This window comes from Sphingomonas sp., from assembly GCF_041661885.1.
In the GTDB taxonomy this organism is placed as follows: domain Bacteria; phylum Pseudomonadota; class Alphaproteobacteria; order Sphingomonadales; family Sphingomonadaceae; genus Sphingomonas.
Window position 1 is genome coordinate 425,834 of the sequence record NZ_JBAZTL010000001.1, and the last position, 18,402, is coordinate 444,235.

At 63.3% G+C, this 18,402-nt stretch carries 16 protein-coding genes; 10 read left to right on the forward strand and 6 right to left on the reverse strand.

Features of this window, described 5'->3' with window-relative positions:
* The first annotated feature begins 19 nt into the window (after window positions 1–19).
* The 3 genes from WC704_RS02160 to WC704_RS02170 all read left to right on the forward strand — a co-directional run bounded on the left by WC704_RS02160 (window position 20) and on the right by WC704_RS02170 (window position 3,852).
* On the forward strand, window positions 20–292 hold the full coding sequence (locus tag WC704_RS02160) for a hypothetical protein (protein WP_372888337.1): 273 nt from the start codon (window positions 20–22) through the stop codon (window positions 290–292).
* Window positions 293–639: 347 nt separating this feature from the next.
* Window positions 640–2,025 carry a short-chain fatty acyl-CoA regulator family protein gene (locus tag WC704_RS02165; protein WP_372888338.1) on the forward strand — a complete coding sequence of 462 codons (1,386 nt, stop codon included), beginning with the start codon at window positions 640–642 and terminating at the stop codon, window positions 2,023–2,025.
* Between the two features lie 231 nt (window positions 2,026–2,256).
* The gene (locus WC704_RS02170; RefSeq protein WP_372888339.1) at window positions 2,257–3,852 is read left to right on the forward strand and encodes an isocitrate lyase; all 1,596 of its coding nucleotides are present in this window, start codon (window positions 2,257–2,259) and stop codon (window positions 3,850–3,852) included.
* A 142-nt stretch (window positions 3,853–3,994) separates the two neighbouring features.
* On the opposite strand, the gene WC704_RS02175 is transcribed toward WC704_RS02170, so the two are convergent.
* The 3 genes from WC704_RS02175 to WC704_RS02185 are packed head-to-tail and all read right to left on the reverse strand — an operon-like array spanning window position 3,995 to window position 5,426.
* Window positions 3,995–4,945: an aldo/keto reductase gene (locus WC704_RS02175; protein WP_372888340.1), complete on the reverse strand. Its 951-nt coding sequence runs from the start codon at window positions 4,943–4,945 to the stop codon at window positions 3,995–3,997.
* Between the two features lie 2 nt (window positions 4,946–4,947).
* Window positions 4,948–5,145, reverse strand: a complete 198-nt coding sequence (locus WC704_RS02180; RefSeq protein ID WP_372888341.1) for a hypothetical protein — start codon at window positions 5,143–5,145, stop codon at window positions 4,948–4,950.
* A complete protein-coding gene (locus tag WC704_RS02185) occupies window positions 5,145–5,426 on the reverse strand; it encodes a hypothetical protein (RefSeq protein WP_372888342.1) in 282 nt (93 codons plus the stop codon). The genes WC704_RS02180 and WC704_RS02185 overlap by 1 nt, the downstream gene beginning before the upstream one ends.
* Window positions 5,427–5,604: 178 nt before the next feature.
* On the opposite strand from WC704_RS02185, the gene WC704_RS02190 reads away from it, so the two are divergent.
* From WC704_RS02190 to WC704_RS02210, 5 genes are all read left to right on the forward strand, one after another.
* Window positions 5,605–6,573 carry an ArsR/SmtB family transcription factor gene (locus tag WC704_RS02190; RefSeq protein ID WP_372888343.1) on the forward strand — a complete coding sequence of 323 codons (969 nt, stop codon included), beginning with the start codon at window positions 5,605–5,607 and terminating at the stop codon, window positions 6,571–6,573.
* Window positions 6,570–7,508 carry a methylenetetrahydrofolate reductase [NAD(P)H] gene (metF, locus tag WC704_RS02195; RefSeq protein ID WP_372888344.1) on the forward strand — a complete coding sequence of 313 codons (939 nt, stop codon included), beginning with the start codon at window positions 6,570–6,572 and terminating at the stop codon, window positions 7,506–7,508. Before WC704_RS02190 ends, metF begins: the two co-directional genes overlap by 4 nt.
* Before the next feature lie 42 nt (window positions 7,509–7,550).
* Window positions 7,551–8,597 (forward strand): homocysteine S-methyltransferase family protein, encoded by a 1,047-nt coding sequence (locus tag WC704_RS02200; RefSeq protein WP_372888345.1) that lies wholly within the window; start codon window positions 7,551–7,553, stop codon window positions 8,595–8,597.
* A 118-nt stretch (window positions 8,598–8,715) separates the two neighbouring features.
* A complete protein-coding gene (gene metH, locus WC704_RS02205; RefSeq protein WP_372888346.1) occupies window positions 8,716–11,409 on the forward strand; it encodes a methionine synthase in 2,694 nt (897 codons plus the stop codon).
* Window positions 11,410–11,545: 136 nt separating this feature from the next.
* A complete protein-coding gene (locus WC704_RS02210; protein WP_372888347.1) occupies window positions 11,546–12,478 on the forward strand; it encodes a right-handed parallel beta-helix repeat-containing protein in 933 nt (310 codons plus the stop codon).
* Window positions 12,479–12,488: 10 nt separating this feature from the next.
* Here WC704_RS02210 and WC704_RS02215 read toward each other — a convergent pair whose 3' ends face one another.
* Both WC704_RS02215 and WC704_RS02220 read right to left on the reverse strand, forming a co-directional pair.
* Complete coding sequence (locus WC704_RS02215; RefSeq protein ID WP_372888348.1) at window positions 12,489–13,511, reverse strand: phytanoyl-CoA dioxygenase family protein; 1,023 nt, start codon at window positions 13,509–13,511, stop codon at window positions 12,489–12,491.
* Window positions 13,472–15,121: an alkaline phosphatase family protein gene (locus WC704_RS02220; RefSeq protein ID WP_372888349.1), complete on the reverse strand. Its 1,650-nt coding sequence runs from the start codon at window positions 15,119–15,121 to the stop codon at window positions 13,472–13,474. Before WC704_RS02220 ends, WC704_RS02215 begins: the two co-directional genes overlap by 40 nt.
* A 76-nt stretch (window positions 15,122–15,197) precedes the next feature.
* Between WC704_RS02220 and WC704_RS02225 the strand changes: the two genes are divergently transcribed.
* Window positions 15,198–17,264, forward strand: a complete 2,067-nt coding sequence (locus WC704_RS02225; protein ID WP_372888710.1) for a protein-disulfide reductase DsbD family protein — start codon at window positions 15,198–15,200, stop codon at window positions 17,262–17,264.
* Between the two features lie 226 nt (window positions 17,265–17,490).
* Entirely contained in the window at window positions 17,491–17,787 is a 297-nt protein-coding gene (locus WC704_RS02230) for a hypothetical protein (protein ID WP_372888350.1), read from the forward strand.
* A 9-nt stretch (window positions 17,788–17,796) separates the two neighbouring features.
* On the opposite strand, the gene WC704_RS02235 is transcribed toward WC704_RS02230, so the two are convergent.
* Window positions 17,797–18,234, reverse strand: a complete 438-nt coding sequence (locus WC704_RS02235) for a hypothetical protein (RefSeq protein ID WP_372888351.1) — start codon at window positions 18,232–18,234, stop codon at window positions 17,797–17,799.
* Window positions 18,235–18,402 lie beyond the last annotated feature (168 nt).

An 18,402-nucleotide genomic window follows, 5' to 3' on the forward strand; every position in this document is an offset into this window, starting at 1 on the left:
TGCCGATGCTGTCTTGACGATGGCGATCGAGGCGATTGGATGGGCAGCGGCGCTGCTCATCCTCGCTTCCTATCTGCTGGTTTCAACGGGTAAATTGTCCGGCCAGTCGGCGGCGTTCCAATGGATGAACGTCGTCGGCGCGGCCGGATTTGTTTTGAACAGCGGCTGGCACGGCGCGTGGCCCTCGACCACGCTCAACGTCGCCTGGGCGACGATTGGCATTGTTACGCTGTGGCGGCTTTGGCGCAGTTCCTCATTCCCTTTTGGAAGCGGGAAAGGCCCCACCGCATAGGTGGCGGGCGGAGCGAGGGCGCGCTTGCACGTTTCGGTCGCTCCGTTCGGTGAACGCGTAGAATAAGGAAATGCCCGCCACGCATGTGCGTGGCGGGCATCCTTTCCTCCCCAGGAAACCTTCAAAGCCTTTGCGAACGGTCGAGCTTTTCGACAAGCGACCCATCCGTTGACGGCGCAATAGGGACGAAACGGTCGACCCGAACAGGGGGCATGAGCTTGCCATTCGGTAAAGGCGTTACTTATCTGCGTAGATTGATCGTGGCCTTGTAAAGATGTGACAGGATACGGCATGACGGGTATCGCGATTCGCTCCGGGCACCGCGCAACATCTAAGGACGCAACCGCATGGCCGATCGCAAACTGTTCGCCGGGCACGCCATTCGTCGCTTGCGGCGGCAGGCGGGGCTGACCCAGGCGGCGATGGCGGAGGCGCTGACGATCAGCCCGAGCTATCTCAATCTGGTCGAAAAGAATCAGCGCCCCCTGTCGGCGTCGCTGATCGTCAAACTGGCCGAGAGTTTCGATTTCGATCCGCGGGCGCTGGCGGCGGGGGAGCCGGGGGGCGGGGAGGCGGCGTTGCGGCGGCGGCTTGCCGATCCGATGTTCGCCGATCTCGAAATCGACCGCAACGAAATCGAGGAGTGGCTCGCGGGTGCGCCGGGCGGGGCGGAGGCGTTTGCACGCGCTTTCGATCGGATCGGGGCGGGCGGCGCGGCCGAGGCCGGGGCTGCGGACCCGATTGCCGAGGTTCGGCGCGAGATCGAGCGGTGGCGCGGTCACTTCGCCGACCTTGATGCTCTGGCCGAGGGACTGGCCGATGAATTGCGGCTGGGGGCGGGTGATCTTTATGGCGCAATTGCCGAGCGGTTGCGGGTGAAACACCAACTGACCATTCGCGTGCTGCCGGTCGATGTCATGCCCGATCTGCTGCGACGGACCGATTTGCACGCCCGCCAATTGCAATTGTCCGAAATGCTCGACCCGGCCTCACGCGTGTTCGGGGCCGCATATCAACTCGCGCAGATCGAGGCGCGCGGGGAGATCGATGGCCTTGCCAAGGGCGCGGGCTTTACCGACCGCGATGCAGAACGGTTGTATCGTCGCCATCTCGCCAGTTATTTCGCGGCGGCGTTGATGATGCCCTATGCGCGCTTCCTGCGGGCGTGCGAGGCAACCGGCTATGACATCGAGCTGTTGCAGCGGCGCTTTGGCGCGGGGTTTGAGCAGGTGGCGCATCGGCTGACTACGCTGCAGCGGATCGGCGCGCGCGGCTTGCCGTTCTTCCTGGTACGGATCGATCGCGCAGGTCAGGCGTCGAAACGCTTTTCCGGGGCAAGCGGTTCGCCGTTAGCGGAGGCCGATGGCCGGTGTCCGTTGTGGCGGTTGCACGCGGCGTTTGATCGTCCGGGGGCCCTGGCGGTGCAATTGGTGGAACTGGAAGGTGGCGCACGCTGGTTGACGATGGCGCGCACGGTTACCCCGCAAGGGCGGCGCCACGGCGCGGTGCCGGCGGAGTTCGCAGTCGGGCTCGGCGTGGCGGCGGAACATGCGGGCACGCTGGCAGTGGCGCGCGGGCTGGACCTGAAAGCGGAGGCGGCGCCAATCGGGCTTGGGTGCCGGGCGTGTGGGCGCAGTGGCTGTCCGCAGCGGTCCTTGCCCCCGGTTGGCCGCGCGCTCGCCATCAACGAACGCGAGCGCGGCGTGAGTGCCTTCACCTTTGGCGGAGACTGAGGGGGGGCTCTCTCCCGCAACGTCATGGCGGGGCTGTGGGCGTTTGATGGCGATTTCGACAGGTTTAGAGCCTTCGCGCCAATCGTCCGGCAGAATTGTAAATATATTTCATAATTACAAAATTAATGGGCGACAATTAACAAGGAAACCCCAATTTATGACGGATATACGTCGAAGTTATCTGTAAACTTGCCTACATTGCAAGCATCGTAGCCGATAAGGATGTTTGCCGTGACCTACCAGACCGCCATCGCCGAAACCGCCAAACTCATCCAGAGCCAGAATGGCACCTGGGATGGCATCGATGCCGAGAGCGTCGCGCGGATGCGGGTGCAGAACCGTTTCCAGACCGGGCTCGACATTGCGCGCTACACCGCCGCGATCATGCGCCGCGACATGGCGGCTTATGATGCTGATCCGGCCAATTACACGCAATCGCTCGGCTGCTGGCATGGCTTCATCGGCCAGCAGAAGATGATCAGCATCAAGAAGCATTTTGGATCGACCGAGCGTCGCTATCTGTATCTCTCGGGCTGGATGGTTGCCGCATTGCGCAGCGAATTCGGGCCGCTGCCTGACCAGTCGATGCATGAAAAGACCAGCGTTCCGGCGCTGATCGAGGAACTGTACACCTTTCTGCGCCAGGCCGATGCGCGTGAATTGGGCATGATGTTCCGTGAACTTGATGCGGCACGCGCCGCCGGGGACGAAGTCAACGAGCATCGTTTGCTCAACGCGATCGACGGCTATCAGACGCATGTCGTGCCGATCATCGCCGACATCGACGCGGGCTTCGGCAATGCCGAGGCGACCTACCTGCTCGCCAAGAAGATGATCGAGGCGGGGGCCTGCGCGCTGCAGATCGAAAATCAGGTTTCGGACGAAAAGCAGTGCGGCCATCAGGACGGCAAGGTCACGGTGCCGCATGAGGACTTCCTCGCCAAGGTCCGCGCCTGCCGGTATGCCTTTCTCGAACTCGGCGTTGAGGATGGCATCATCGTCACGCGCACCGACTCGCTCGGTGCAGGCCTGACCAAGCAAATCGCGGTGTCGAAGGAGCCGGGCGACCTTGGCGACCTGTATAACAGCTTCCTCGATTGCGAGGAGATCGACCCCGCCACTGCGCGCAATGGCGACGTCATCCTCAACCGCGATGGCAAGCTGCTGCGACCGAAGCGTCTGCCGTCCAACCTGTTCCAGTTCCGCGCCGGAACCGGCGAAGACCGCTGCGTGCTCGACTGCATCACCTCGCTCCAGCATGGTGCCGATTTGTTGTGGATCGAGACCGAGAAGCCGCACATCGCGCAGATTGCGGGCATGGTCGACCGCATCCGTGAAGTCGTGCCCAATGCCAAGCTGGTCTATAACAATTCGCCGTCGTTCAACTGGACGCTCAACTTCCGCCAGCAAGTGTTCGATGCCTGGGCGGGTGAGGGCAAGGATGTGTCGGCGTATGACCGCGCGAAGCTGATGTCGGTTGATTATGACGGCACGCCGCTGGCCGATGAAGCCGATGAGCGCATTCGCACCTTCCAGAAGGATGCGGCGGCGCGTGCCGGGATCTTCCACCACCTCATCACGTTGCCGACCTATCACACGGCGGCGCTGTCGACCGACAATCTCGCCAAGGAGTATTTCGGCGAAGCGGGGATGCTCGGCTATGTGAAGGGCGTGCAGCGCAAGGAAATCCGCGAAGGCATCGCTTGTGTGAAGCACCAGAACATGTCGGGCAGTGACATTGGCGACGATCACAAGGAGTATTTCGCGGGCGAAGCGGCGCTGAAGGCCGGTGGCGCGCACAATACGATGAACCAGTTCGCCGCTTGATGCAGCAGGCGGAGCGAAAGCTCCGCCGCGCCCGCATCAAGCGCGGGCGGCGGGGCTAGCAGCCCCGACCGACGACGCGGCTTTGCCGCGGCGAACTCCGCCTCCACCCGCGTTCTTGGCCGAAGCGGGTGGAGGGTTGGCGTCACGCCCCGGCGTTGGTCAGCCGGTTGATTTGATCGGTGCTGAGCCGCAGCCCCATCGCCCCGATCAGCTCCTCGACTTGCGCGACGCTGGTCGCGCTCGCGATTGGTGCGGTGATGCCGGGCTGCGCGGCCAGCCACGCCAGCGCGATTTGCGCGAGCGAGGCCCCCGTTTCCTCGGCAATTGCGTCCATCGCAGCGAGCACGGCAGGGCCGGTGCCGTCGATGAACGCCTGCATCCGCCCGCCGCGCACGCTTTTGCCGAAATCGGCGGCGCTGCGATATTTTCCGGTGAGATAGCCCGATGCGAGGCCGTAATAAGGCACCACGCCGATATTATGTTCGACGCAATAATCCTGGAGCTGCCCTTCGAACTTATGGCGGCTGACCAGATTATATTCGGGTTGCAACACATGATAATGCGGCAAGCCCTGTGCAGTGGCGGCGTCGTTAGCTGACTTCAGCCGAGCCGCGTGGAAGTTGGAGGCCCCGAGCGCGCGCACCTTGCCCGCGTCGATCAGCTTGGCAAATGCGGCCAGTGCGTCCTCTTGCGCGACGGCATCGTCATCCTGATGCGCGAAATACAGGTCGATCGTGTCGACGCCCAGCCGTTTCAACGACGCGTCACAGGCCGCGGCGATGCGTGCTGGCGCGAGTTTTTCGCCGCCTTCGCCCGGCAACATGCCGACCTTGGTCGCAATTTGAACCTGGTCGCGCTTGCCGCTGGTCTTGAGCCAGGCGCCGATCACGCTTTCGGATTCTCCGCCTTTGTGGCCGGGAACCCAGGCGGAATAGACATCGGCGGTGTCGATCATCGTGCCGCCGCCGGCGATAAAGGCGTCGAGCACCGCAAAGCTGGTGTCCTGGTCGGCAGTCCAGCCGAACACGTTTCCGCCCAGCACCAACGGCGCGATGTGGAGGTCCGTCGCGCCAAGGCGGCGTAGAGTGGTCATGGTCACTGTTCTCCGGAATCGGATTCGTTGCCGCCTTCATCATCGTCGACGATGATCGCGGCATTGGCGTCGGCGCTATTGGCCTCGAGCGAGGCAGCGGCGGAGTCGAGCGCCTTGTCCTCGCTCACCGAGGCCCCCGAAGGCGATTTCCCCGAGCAGGCCGCCAGCAGCAGGAGTGCAAGGAGGGCCGTGGCGCGCATCAGTCTTCAATCTCGTTGCCGACGTCCTTCAGCGCGGCACCGGTCTTGTCGGTGATGCGGTCGGCCTTGTCGCCGAGCACGGCACCGGCATTGTCGATCCGCGATTCCGCGGCCCCAAGCGCGGCATCAGTATCATCGACCGCCTGTGCTGCGGTTGCGTTCGCATCGGCGGCAACGGCATTGGCGGCTTCGGACACTTCATTTTGTGCCTTGGGGGTGCAGGCGCAAAGCCCAAGTGCCACAAGGACGGTCAGCGGCACGATGGCGAGCGATTTGGTCATTTGGACGATCCTTGGCTTTGGGAAAGATACCGGCGAAGGGTAGAGGATGGGGGTGTCGCCTTCAACTCCGCCAGCCGTATCTTGTTGCACGCGGCGATCATGTTTGGACGCAAAGGGTCTCGACGAGACGCGAAGCGCGTTGACCTCATATAAAGATATCTTTATATGTTGACCGAACATGACCATCGCCCTCGACATTTTTCGCGCGCTTGCCGATGCGACGCGACTGCGCATCGTGGCGCTGCTGCGCTCGATGGAGCTGTCGGTTGGGGAATTGGCGCAGGTGCTCGGGCAAAGCCAGCCGCGCGTCAGTCGGCATGTAAAGATTCTCTGCGACGCTGGTCTCGCCGAGCGCCGCAAGGAGGGCAGTTGGGTATTCGTTGCGTTGGGCGGCGGCACGACCGTCGGCCCGGTGCTGGCGGCACTGGATGCCTGGGCCGTTTTGCAGCCCGACCATTGGGCGGTGGCCGATGCCGCGCGGTTGGCGGCGGTGCGGGCTGACCGGGCCGCGTCGGCGGCGCTGTGGTTCGAAGCGAATGCCGGGCAATGGGACGCGATCCGATCGCTCCACATCGCCGAAAGCGAGGTCGAGGCGGCGATTTCGGCGGTGCTGGGCGATGCGCCGATCGGGCAGTTGATCGACATCGGCACGGGCACCGGGCGGATGCTGGAATTGTTTGCGGGGCGTGCCGAGCAAGCACTTGGGATCGATCGTTCGTCCGAAATGCTTCGGCTGGCGCGCGTGAAACTGTCCGAACGCGGGCTGCTCAATACCGAATTGCGCCAGGCCGATCTGTACGCGCTTCCTTTGGCCGACGGTGCGGCGGACGTGGCGATCGTACACCATGTGCTGCACTTCGCGCAGCAGCCGGGTGCCGCGATCGCCGAGGCGGCGCGGGTGCTGAAGGCGGGCGGGCGATTGCTGATCGCCGATTTTGCGGCGCACGACCGTGAAGAATTGCGGACGAAGGACGGGCATACCCGCCTGGGCTTTGCCGATGAACAGATGGCGACATGGTTCGCCGCCGCCGATCTCGCGCCCGAGAGGACCGAGCGGCTCGAAGGCGGCGAACTGACGGTAAAATTATGGCTCGCGCGTAAACGCGATGCCGAGCGTTCCGGGATACACAAGGCGATGGCGGCATGACGATTTCGGTGAACCAGCTTGAGGAGGCGCGCCGCGCGCTCGAGGCCCCGCTGTTTGCGGATCTGGCGGGCGATGCGGCGGTGTCGTTCGAATTCTTCCCGCCCAAGACCGAGAAGATGGAGGAGGCGCTGTGGGAAACGGTGCGCACGCTCGAACCGTTCGGCCCGAGCTTCGTGTCGGTCACCTACGGTGCGGGCGGCACCACGCGCGACCGTACGCACGCCACCGTTGCCCGCATCCAGCGTGAAACGAGCATGGCCGCGGCGGCGCACCTGACGTGCGTTGAAGCCTCGCGCGCCGAAATTGACGAGATTGCCGAACACTATTGGGCGGCGGGCGTGCGCCATATCGTGGCACTTCGCGGCGATGCGCCGGGGGCAGGGGGCTTTGTCCCGCATCCCGAGGGCTATACCAATGCCGCCGATCTGGTCGCCGGGTTGAAGCGCCTCCATCCGTTCGAGATTTCCGTCGCGGCTTACCCCGAATGCCACCCGGATTCGCGCGATCAGGCCGATGATCTCGACAATCTCAAGCGCAAGCTGGATGCAGGCGCAACGCGCGGGATCACGCAATTCTTCTTCGAGCCCGAAACCTTCTTCCGCTTCCGCGATCGCGCGGCGGCTGCGGGGATTTCAGCGGAGATGGTGCCCGGCATCATGCCCGTCACCAATTTCCAGAGCATCGTGCGGATGGCGGGGATGTGCGGCACGGTGGTGCCGGCCTGGATGGGGCGCCTGTTCGAGGGGCTCGACGATCATCCCGCCAGCCGCCAGTTGATCGCCGCGACGCTCGCCGCCGAATTGTGCCGCAAGCTGTATGCGGGCGATGTACGCAATTTCCATTTCTACACGCTCAACCGCGCCGAACTCAGCTTTGCGATCTGTCACTTGCTGGGCCTGCGCGCTAAGCCCGTGGCGGCGGCTGCGGCGGCGTAACACATTCCCCTCCCGCAAGCGGGAGGGGAGAAGGATTAGAAGATGACGGCACGAGAAACCCTGTTGGCCGAAGCGGCCAAGCGCATCCTCATCACCGATGGCGCGTTCGGCACCGAGATCCAGAATTGGAAGCTGTCCGAGGCGGATTATGCCGGCGACCTGGGCCTGACCAAGGACCAGAAGGGCAATAACGACATCCTCGCGCTGACCAAGCCGGCGGTGCCCGAGGCGATCCACCGCGCCTATTTCGAGGCAGGCGCGGACATTGCCGAGACCAACACCTTCTCGGCCAACCGCATCAGCCAAGCCGATTACGCCGCCGAGCATCTGGTGCGCGAGATCAATGTCGAGAGCGCGCGGCTCGCGCGGCGGCTGGCGGATGAATATCAGGCCAAGGATGGCCGCCCGCGCTTTGTTGCAGGGGCCGTTGGGCCCACCAACAAGACGCTGTCGCTCAGCCCCGATGTCAACGACCCGGGCTTTCGCGAGATCGACTTCGATTATTTGAAGGACGTCTACCGCGAACAGACCGATGCGCTGATCGAGGGCGGGGCGGACTTCATCCTGGTCGAGACGGTGTTCGACACGCTCAACGCCAAGGCCGCGATCATGGCGGCGCTGGAAGCGGGCGAGGCGCTGGGGCGCGACGTGCCGATCATGCTGTCGATGACGCTGACCGACCTGTCTGGCCGCAATTTGTCTGGGCATACGGTCGAGGCGTTCTGGCATGCGGTGCGGCACGCGCGGCCGGTGACGATCGGGCTCAATTGCTCGTTCGGCGCGGAGCAGTTGCGCCCGCATGTGCGCACGCTGGCGGGCATCGCCGACACGCTCATCATGGTCTATCCCAATGCCGGGCTGCCCAACGAACTCGGCGAATATGACGAAATGCCGGAGACGACGGCGGGGCTGGTCGGCGAATGGGCGAGCGCCGGGCAAGTCAATATCCTGGGCGGTTGCTGCGGATCGACGCCGGCGCATATCAAGGCGATTGCCGAGGGTGTGCGTGGGTTGACGCCGCGCGTACTGCCGGTGCCGCCGGTGGTGACCCGGCTGGCCGGGCTGGAGCCGATGACGATGGCGGCATAACTCCCCTCCCGCTTGCGGGAGGGGCTGGGGGAGGGGTTTTCCTCCCGCGCCCGCCCGGTTTGTTGAACAGTCCCTCCCCCAACCCCTCCCGCAAGCGGGAGGGGGGAAAAGAAGCACAATGACCACCACCTCCACCGCCCAGTTCGTCAACATTGGCGAGCGCACCAACGTTACCGGCTCGGCGCGCTTCAAGAAGCTTATCATGGCGGGGGATTATCCGGCGGCGGTGGAAGTCGCGCGGCAGCAGGTCGAGAGCGGCGCGCAGGTGCTCGACATCAACATGGACGAGGGCCTGCTCGACGCCGAATATGCGATGGTCACCTTCCTCAAGCTGATCGCCGCCGAGCCCGACATTGCGCGCATCCCATTCATGGTCGACAGCTCGAAATGGTCGGTGATCGAGGCCGGGTTGAAGTGCGTCAGCGGCAAGCCGATCGTCAATTCGATCAGCATGAAGGAGGGGGAAGAGCAGTTCCTCGCCCAGGCCAAGAAGGTCATGCAATACGGTGCCGCCGTCGTCGTCATGGCGTTTGACACCGTCGGCCAGGCCGATACGCGCGCGCGCAAGCTCGAGATTTGCGCGCGGGCCTATGATTTGCTGATGGGCATCGGCTTCCCACCGGAGGACATCATCTTCGATCCCAACATCTTCGCGGTGGCGACGGGGATTGAGGAGCATAATAATTACGCGGTCGACTTCATCGAGGCGTGTCGCGACATCAAGGCGCGCTGCCCGCACGCGCATATCTCGGGTGGCCTCTCCAACCTGTCGTTCAGCTTCCGTGGCAATGAGCCGGTGCGCCGCGCGATGCACTCGGTGTTCCTCTATTATGCGATTCCCGCCGGGCTCGACATGGCGATCGTCAATGCCGGGCAACTCGACATTTACGACGCGATCGACCCCAAGCTGCGCGAAGCGTGCGAGGATGTCATCCTCAACCGCGACGAGGGCGCGACCGAGCGGCTGATCGCGATGGCGGAAAGCTTCAAGGGCACCGATGCGGTGGCCGAGAAAGCGGCGGCGGAGTGGCGTGGCCTGCCGGTGAACAAGCGGCTCGAATATGCGCTGGTCAAGGGCATCGACTTGCATGTGGTCGAGGATACCGAGGAAGCCCGCCAGGGTTTCGCGCGCCCGATCGAGGTGATCGAAGGGCCGCTGATGGACGGGATGAACGTCGTCGGCGACCTGTTCGGTTCGGGTAAGATGTTCCTGCCGCAAGTGGTGAAATCGGCCCGCGTGATGAAGAAGGCGGTGGCGCATCTGCTGCCCTTCATCGAGGCGGCGAAAGAGCCCGGCGCGCGCGGCAAGGGCAAGATCATCATGGCGACCGTCAAGGGCGACGTGCATGACATCGGCAAGAACATCGTCGGGGTGGTGTTGCAGTGCAACGGCTTCGACGTGGTCGATATGGGCGTGATGGTGCCCTGGTCGGACATCCTTAAGGCCGCGAACGAGAATGATGCCGATATGATCGGCCTGTCGGGGCTGATCACGCCGTCGCTGGACGAAATGGTGACGGTGGCGGAGGAAATGCAGCGCGCTGGCATGACGATGCCGCTGCTGATCGGCGGGGCGACCACCTCCAAGGTGCACACCGCGCTGCGCATCGCGCCTGCCTATAAGGGGCCAGTGGTGCACGTGCTCGACGCGAGCCGTGCGGTCGGCGTCGCCTCGACCTTGGTCAGCGACACGATCCGCGATGAATTCGTGCAGAAGACCTCGGACGAATATGAAGCCGTCCGCATCGCGCGCGCCAATAAGGGGCAGAGCGAGCTGATCCCGATCGAGACCGCGCGCGCGAATGGCTTTGTCGCGGACATGACGTTGAAACCGGGGGCGCCCAAGCAGCCCGGCGTGCATGTGTTCGAGGATTGGGATTTGGCCGACCTGCGCGCGCTGATCGACTGGACGCCGTTCTTCCGCGCTTGGGAATTGGCGGGCAATTATCCAGCGATCCTCGATGATGAGATTGTGGGCGAAAGCGCGCGCAACCTGTTCGAGGATGCGCAGAAGATGCTCGACCAGATCATTGCCGAGAAATGGCTGACGGCGAAGGGCGTGGCGGGGCTGTGGCCGTGCCGGCGCGAGGGCGATGATGTTATTGTGTTCCCCTCCCGCTTGCGGGAGGGGCTAGGGGAGGGGCTGTCCGCGAACGGGCCGTCCGATGGCACATCAGCCCCTCCCCCAACCCCTCCCGCAAGCGGGAGGGGAGAAGCTGTGCGTATGCCCTTCCTGCGCCAGCAGATCGCCAAGCGCGAGGGGCGTGCCAATATGTGCCTGGCCGATTTCATCGACCCCGCAGGCGACTGGATCGGCGGTTTCGCGGTCACCACAGGCCACGGCATCGAGGCGCACCTCAAGCGCTTCAAGGCCGACAATGACGATTATTCGGACATCCTGCTAAAGGCGCTGGCCGACCGCCTGGCCGAGGCCTTTGCCGAGCGCATGCACCAGCATGTCCGCACCACTTTATGGGGCTATGCCGAGGGCGAGCAATTGACCAATGAAGCGCTGATCCGCGAGCAATATCGCGGCATCCGTCCGGCACCGGGTTATCCGGCCTGCCCCGACCATAGCGAAAAGCCGATGCTGTTCGAGCTTCTCGGCGCGACCGAGGCCACGGGCATCACGCTGACCGACAGCTTTGCCATGCTGCCGACGGCGGCGGTGTCGGGCTTCTATTTCGGGCACCCGCAAGCCGAATATTTCGGTGTGGCGCGCGTCGGGCCGGATCAGTTGGAGGACTATGCCGAGCGGCGCGGGGTGGATCTGGCGACCGCAACGCGCTGGCTGCGGCCTAATCTGGATTGATCTAGCTATAGGGGCGTCAAACCGGGTTTCCTCACCAGCCCGACGGAAACCAGTCCTCTCTCGCTGGTTAACCCTCAATATACCTTCCCCTGCGGCGGGCCGGCGGGCATCCCACCCCGCAAAGGAGCCTTGCCTCATGCGCCGCATTCTTCCGCTCGTCGCCATCGCCCTCGCGGCCCCCGCCGCAGCGCAACAGGCGCGCGCGCCGTTTACCATTGCCGAGACCGGGCAGGGTTTCCAGACGATCGACGAGGCGGTGCAATCGGTGCGGATGGGGACGGCGACGATCCTGATCGCGCCAGGCGTCTATCACCAATGCACCGTGCAGGCGGGCGGGCATATCACCTTCAAGGCGGTGACGCCGGGCACCGCGATCTTCGAGGGCACGACGTGCGAGGGCAAGGCGGCGTTCGTGCTACGCGGGCAGGGCTCGACCGTCGATGGCATCGTGTTTCGCGGGATGCGCGTGGCCGACGGCAATGGCGCGGGCATCCGCACCGAATTGGGTGATCTGGTGGTGCGCAATGCGATGTTCCTCGACAGCCAGGAGGGCATTCTCGGCGGGGAGCCGACCGCGCAGAAGATTTCGATCGACCATTCGACCTTTGCCGGGCTCGGCCAATGCGATGAGAGCCCGAGCTGTTCGCACAGCATCTATCTCGCCAATCAGGGATCGGTGGTGGTCACCAATTCGCGCTTCGAACGCGGCACGGGCGGGCATTATGTCAAATTGCGCGTGCCCAAGGTTACCATCACCGACAACAGCTTTGACGATACGCAGGGTCGCAAGACCAATTACATGATCGACCTGCCCGAGGGCGCGACCGGGCTCATCACCCGCAACACCTTCGTCCAGGGGCCGAACAAGGAGAACCATTCGGGGCTGATTGTGGTGTCGGCGGAGGCCAGGACCTATCGTTCGGCAGGCCTGCGGGTGGAGGATAATGATGCAAGCCTGGCGCCGAGGGCCCCGGCCAACCCCGCCTTCGTCGCGAACATGAGTGGCGAGCAGCTTGCAGTGGGCGCCAACCGGCTGGGGACGGGCATCCGGCTCTACGAGGTGCGCTGAACCCCTGCGCTCAGCGCCACACGGGATGCGCGGTGAGCTCCGGCGAATACATGTTCACATAATGCGCCATGCGCGGGCGGTCGCTCGCATTGGGGCTGGCACCGTGCGGCAGATCCTGCCGCCAGATCACGAGGTCGCCTGCGCCCGCCGGAATCGTGATCGCTTCGCCGTGGAGGTCGATCTGCCGCGGATCGGCATCCCCCAGCATATCGAGCCAAGCGGACAAGCGGTGATGGAAGCCCGGCACCAGTTGCAACGCGCCCTGATCGGCCCTTGTGTCGGTCAGATACAGAATGCCTTGCGTCGCGAAGGGGATCGGCTGGGCCAGGCTGACGTCCCAATGCAAATCGGGGCCGGGAAAGCGATAGTCGGGGCGTTCGGGCGGATTGAAGCTCATCCGGTCGACCGTCATCCACAGGTCGGCGGTGCCCCAAAGTTGCGCGAAGGCCTTGTGGATACGCGGCGAAGTGCGCGCGACTTCCAGCGAGGGATGCTGGAAATACTGTACCATGATGCCGTTCTTGCGGCGCGTGTACCAGGTTGAGGGGTCGTCTGGCGTGGCATTGGCTTGTTGCCACAACAACACTTCGCACGCCTTCGCCTCGGCGGGGGTAATCGCGCCGCGCAGGATCACGAAGCCGTGCTCCTCCCACTGCGCGAGGTCGGCGGTGTCGAGCACATCTGGTGCAGCGGTAATCTCGGCCAGGCGCCGCGCGGTCGCGGGCGGCGGCGGCGCCCGGTCGAGCCATGCGTGATAGCGCGCCACTTTTTCGGGATCGGGCAACCCCGCCACTGCCACGATCCACGCCTGGAAGGTCTCATAATCGGGCCGCGCGCTGAGATAGCCGGTGGTCTGCTCAAGGCCGAGGCCAAGCACATCGAGCAGAATCCGCGCCTGCATATCGGGCAACCTTTTGGGCGTGCGAAAGGTCGCTTGTGCCCAAAAGGTTTCGAGATCGCGGACCGTCGTCAGCAAAGGGCCGTAGCTTTCCATCAGCGGCAGGGCACTCCACCCTTTGTCAGATCGAGACATTTCCCGTCGATCTTGGCACCGGTCAGCCTCAGGCCGATCTGGTGCGCGAGCGTTGGCATAATATCGACGGTCTCGATCCCGGTCGGTTGTTCAAAACCGGCCATGCCCTTGCGCCAGAACAGGATCGGCACGCGGCGATCATAGTCATACGGGCTGCCGTGGGTCGCGACATAGCCCTTGGTCGGATCGGGGATCGGGGTGATGCGTGGCTTCAGGAACACGATCAGGTCGCCCGAGCGACCGGCCTTATACGAGGCGCGCGCGCGTTCGAGCATCGTCCATTTTTCGGGCGGCCCCTTGGGGCTGGGCACGGCGAGGATCTGGGCGGCGGTGAACACTTCGGCCACTTGCGGGTTGGCCTTGTAATAGGCGATCGCCGCCTTCTGAACCGCACTACGCTCGGCTGGGGTAATGTCCTGCGCGATATAGATATCGCCATTGGGGATGTCGCCCAACAGCACCGGCTTGGCGATGCCGAGCTTGGTAGCAATCTCCTTGCCGACGACAGCAGGAGCAAGCGCGACGGTCGCGCGACCCGCATTGGGCAGGCCAGCGTCGACCTCACGCTCGGGAATGTCGTTGCCGCCGTGGTCGGCAGTCAGCACCACCTCATAATCGACCCCGGTCGAATCGAGCAGCGAGAAGAACGAGCCGAGCGTCGCATCGAGCTGCTGGAGCTGGATGCACATTTCCGCGCCCTCGGTGCCATAGGTGTGCCCGATATAATCGGTGGCAGAAGCGCCGACGTCGATAATGTCGGTGGTTGACCCCTGACCGAGCTTCATGTCCTGCACCAGCCCCGCGGCGAGCGCCACGATCGCCCCGTCAAAAGCGGGCGAGGCGCGGAAGGCGCCCGCACTCCCTGCGGCCCGCTCGAAATGGCCGGCGCCAACGGTTTTCCCTGCACCAATGGGGATGGCGCGGTCATGCGCCTTGCAAACCTCTGGCACGTCCAGCGCGGCCTGCGGTGCCGCGATATTGGCGGCGGTCGCTGCATTGGCGCGCGCGACGACGGCGGGCGTGGCGCGACCGGCATAGCTGACAAACGCCTTGCCGTTCCACCACCACAGCTCATCGACATTGTGGCCGCCCATCATCACCGCCGCACGGTCCTTGCCCGCAACCGAGACGACGCGCACGGCGGGGTTGGCGGCCTTCATGCGCTCACCAAGCGTTGGGACGAGAAGGTGTTTGTCGGACACGGTATAATTTGCTGAGGTTGAACCGGGAGCCGTCTCGTCTTCGGCGCAATAGACTTGCTTGTCGGCGCGGGTGACCGACAGGTCGGTCCAGTTATTGGCGATGATACCGGTATGTTCGGGGCGGAAACCGGTGAGAATCGTCGAATGGCCCGGGCATGTTTCGGTCGCGGCATGGCTTTGATAGCCGCTGGGGAACACGCCGCCCTGCTGCAAGCGAGCGAGCCCGCCGGTGAAGGAGGCGCGATATTCTCCGAACAGATCGGCCGAAAACTGGTCGACCGAGATGACGACGATCAGCTTGGGCGCGGCGGCGCTGGTCGCTTTCGGGGTCGATGGTGCGTCCTGGGCTGTGACTGGTGCGCTGAGCAGCGCGATCGACAGGGCAAGGCTTGATACGAACCGTTTCATGATAATCTCCGCTGTCGACAGGCTTGACCGCGCCCGCTGCTATGGCCTTGGTGCGCGCGAGCTACAAGGATGGTCGATGCGCTGGTTTCATTACGGGATGGTGACGGTGTTGGCGCTGCTGCTGGGCGGCGTGGCGCGCGCGGAATCGGTTTCGCCCGATGCGGGCGGAGCGGGGCGGCATCTCTCGATAACGCTGGCGGCGGAGACACAGCACCCTGCCGCTGGATCGAACGTCACGCTGGCGCTGGCAACGGTGCCGCAACCGGGCTGGCATGGGTATTGGGAGAATCCCGGGGACGCGGGCTTCCCGGCGAAGCTGGACTGGACCCTGCCCAAGGGCGTGCGAGCCGGCGCCCCGGCCTACCCGGTGCCGGGGCGGCTCGTCGTCGCGGATTTGATGAACTATGTGTTCGACAAGCCCTATGCGCCGCTGGTGACGCTCAACGTGCCTGCGGGGTTGCCTGCAGGCACGGCATTGCCGGTGAAGCTGCACATCAATTACCTGGTGTGTTCGGCGACGGTATGTGTGCCGGAAACGGCGGATCTGGCGGTGGACCTGACTGTCGGCGACGGGGCGATTGCTCCGGATTCGCAGGCCCGCTTCGATGCGTGGCGTCGCGCAGTGCCACGTTCTCTTGATGGCAAGGGGACATTCCAGATCAAGGACGGCAAGATTCGCATCGCGATTCCGTATCCGGCGGGCGCTGCGATGCCGAAGGCTGCGTATTTTTACCCCATCACCACCGGCGTGGTCGACTATGCCCAACCGCAGACCGTCGCACGCGATGGCGATCGGCTCGTGGTGGAAACCAAGGCAGGCGGCGCTGGTGGTGTCGGGTCGTTGCAGGGCGTGCTGCAGATTGGCGAGCAGCAGGGCCTGTTGGTGACGGCGGCGGCAGGCATCGTTGCGCCTGCGGGTAACGCATCGCCTTTGCCAGGCGACGGCGTTTTGATGGCGACCCTGATCGCTTTTGCCGGCGCGATGCTGGGTGGCCTGATCCTCAATATCATGCCGTGCGTGTTTCCCATCCTCAGTTTGAAGGCCCTGAGCCTCGCGCGCGGGCATTTGGATGAAGGTGCGGCGCGGCGGGAGGCGCTGGCCTATACCGCCGGTGTGGTTGCGGTGTGCGTCGGTTTGGGGGCGGCGATCCTGGCCTTGCGGGCCGGCGGCACCGCTGTTGGCTGGGCGTTCCAGCTACAGGACCCACGCGCGATCGTTTTGCTGCTGCTGCTCACCGTGGCGCTGTCGCTCAATCTGGGCGGCATGTTTGAAATTCCGACGCCCGCCTTCGTCAATCGTAGCGGTGGAGCGGGGGGAGCGTTTGCCACGGGGGCATTGGCTGCGTTTATTGCCACACCGTGTACCGGGCCGTTCATGGGTGCGGCATTGGGGGCGGCATTGGTCTTGCCGTGGCCTGCCGCCCTCGCGGTTTTTGCCGGGCTTGGTCTGGGGCTGGCGGTGCCGTTTCTGGCACTCGGCTTCGTGCCTGCGCTGCGCAAGCGGTTGCCCAAGCCGGGCGTGTGGATGGAGACGTTCCGTCGTATCCTGTCGATCCCGATGTGGCTGACCGCGATCGCGCTGGCGTGGGTATTGGGCAAGGAGGCCGGGGTCGACGGGCTTACGCTCGGGCTTGTCGCAGCGCTCGCGCTGGCGATTGTGCTGTGGGTGGCGGGGCAGCGTCAGCGTGCGGGGCTCGGCCTTGGATTGGTCGTGGGCATAGCATTGCTGGTCATCGCCGGGGCAGGAATGTGGTCGGTCGCGGGGCGCCATCCGGACCACGTCGCGAATATCGCGGCAGAGTCGGGCGGTGCCGAACCGTTTAGCGAAGCGCGGCTGCAAAGTTTGCGTAAATCAGGACGGCCCGTTTTTGTGTATTTTACGGCCGACTGGTGCCTGACTTGCAAGGTCAATGAACGCGCCGCGATCGAAACTGACGCAACCCGCGCAGCCTTCGCTGCGCACAATGTGGCCGTGCTGATCGGGGATTGGACCAATGGCGATCCGGTGATGGGCCGCTTTATCGAGGCGCATAACCGTGCCGGTGTGCCGCTATATTTATACTATGTACCTGGGATGGCGGAGCCAAACGTCCTCCCGCAGGTTTTAACCCCGGGCCTTTTGGCTGAGTTTGCGGGCAAGTAGCCTTACGCACTTGCGAAATGACTTGGTCGTATTTTTCCTATTATTTTGTAGGTTATTTTGCATCGCCGCAATTCACTTTGCAAGTTACGTATAGATCTAGTCTGGAGCAGAGATAACGATCTTCAATTTACGATAAATTAACCATTTGTTAACTCTTTCGCCGCATTTTTACGGAGTTTGATCGGTCGTATTGCTCCGACAAAGGCGGGAGGTTTGAGGTTTTAGCGTGACCGGGGACCTGACATCAATTCATGATGACGCGCCCTATGCGCGGGAGGTTCTGAGTACGTTAACGCTGCAATGGCCCGAATCCGCGATCTTGTTGCCGACCGGACTTACGCATTTGGCGGATAGAGTAACCGACAGAGATTTTGTTCATACGGTACAATATCTGAACGATCACGGCTTCATTTCGTATGATGCGATGTTATTGGGCGTTGAGCCGGAGCCGCGTGTTATTGGGGCATTGATTACGCGTCGCGGCCAGCATCTTCTGGGATTGATCGACAAGGTTGGCTGTTAATCGGCCTGATTAACTTCTCGCTTCCAGCAGCGCGGCGGTGATCCGAGAAAGCCGTAACATCATGTCGAGCTCAATTTGCGCCACCTTGCGGTGCGCGACATCATAAACACCCAGATGACCGATATTCCTGCCGGTCGAATCGCGTAACGGAAAACCGCAATAGAAGAGCAGGCCGAGTCGTTCGGCTTCGATGGGGTCCAGCATTCGGTGCGGCATTTCTTCGATGGAAACGCGCTTATCTGGATGGCCCTGCGTCGCGAGTGCAATTACCCGTTTTTCTGGGGCGGCGTCTGCGATCATCGCCAAGCTACAGTCAAGTAAAGTAACCGCCATATATGCGATGTCATCGAATCGTTGTTCGAGCGCAGAACGCCCCTTTTTCGGAGACGTGTCTTCAAGAGAATTTGACCGATCATCAAATCGGCGCTGTTCATCGAAAAACATCACATCTGGCACCGTTGTCGCTGACCCAAATGACGAGGCATTGTTACCTCATGTCGTTATTGTGCTAATTAACATGAAAAACTAAATTTAGCATGAGGTTCGTTATACTCAATTTGGACGACCATGCCGAAGGGGGGATGCAATCGAGATTGCCGTCGTTTTGGCCCCTTG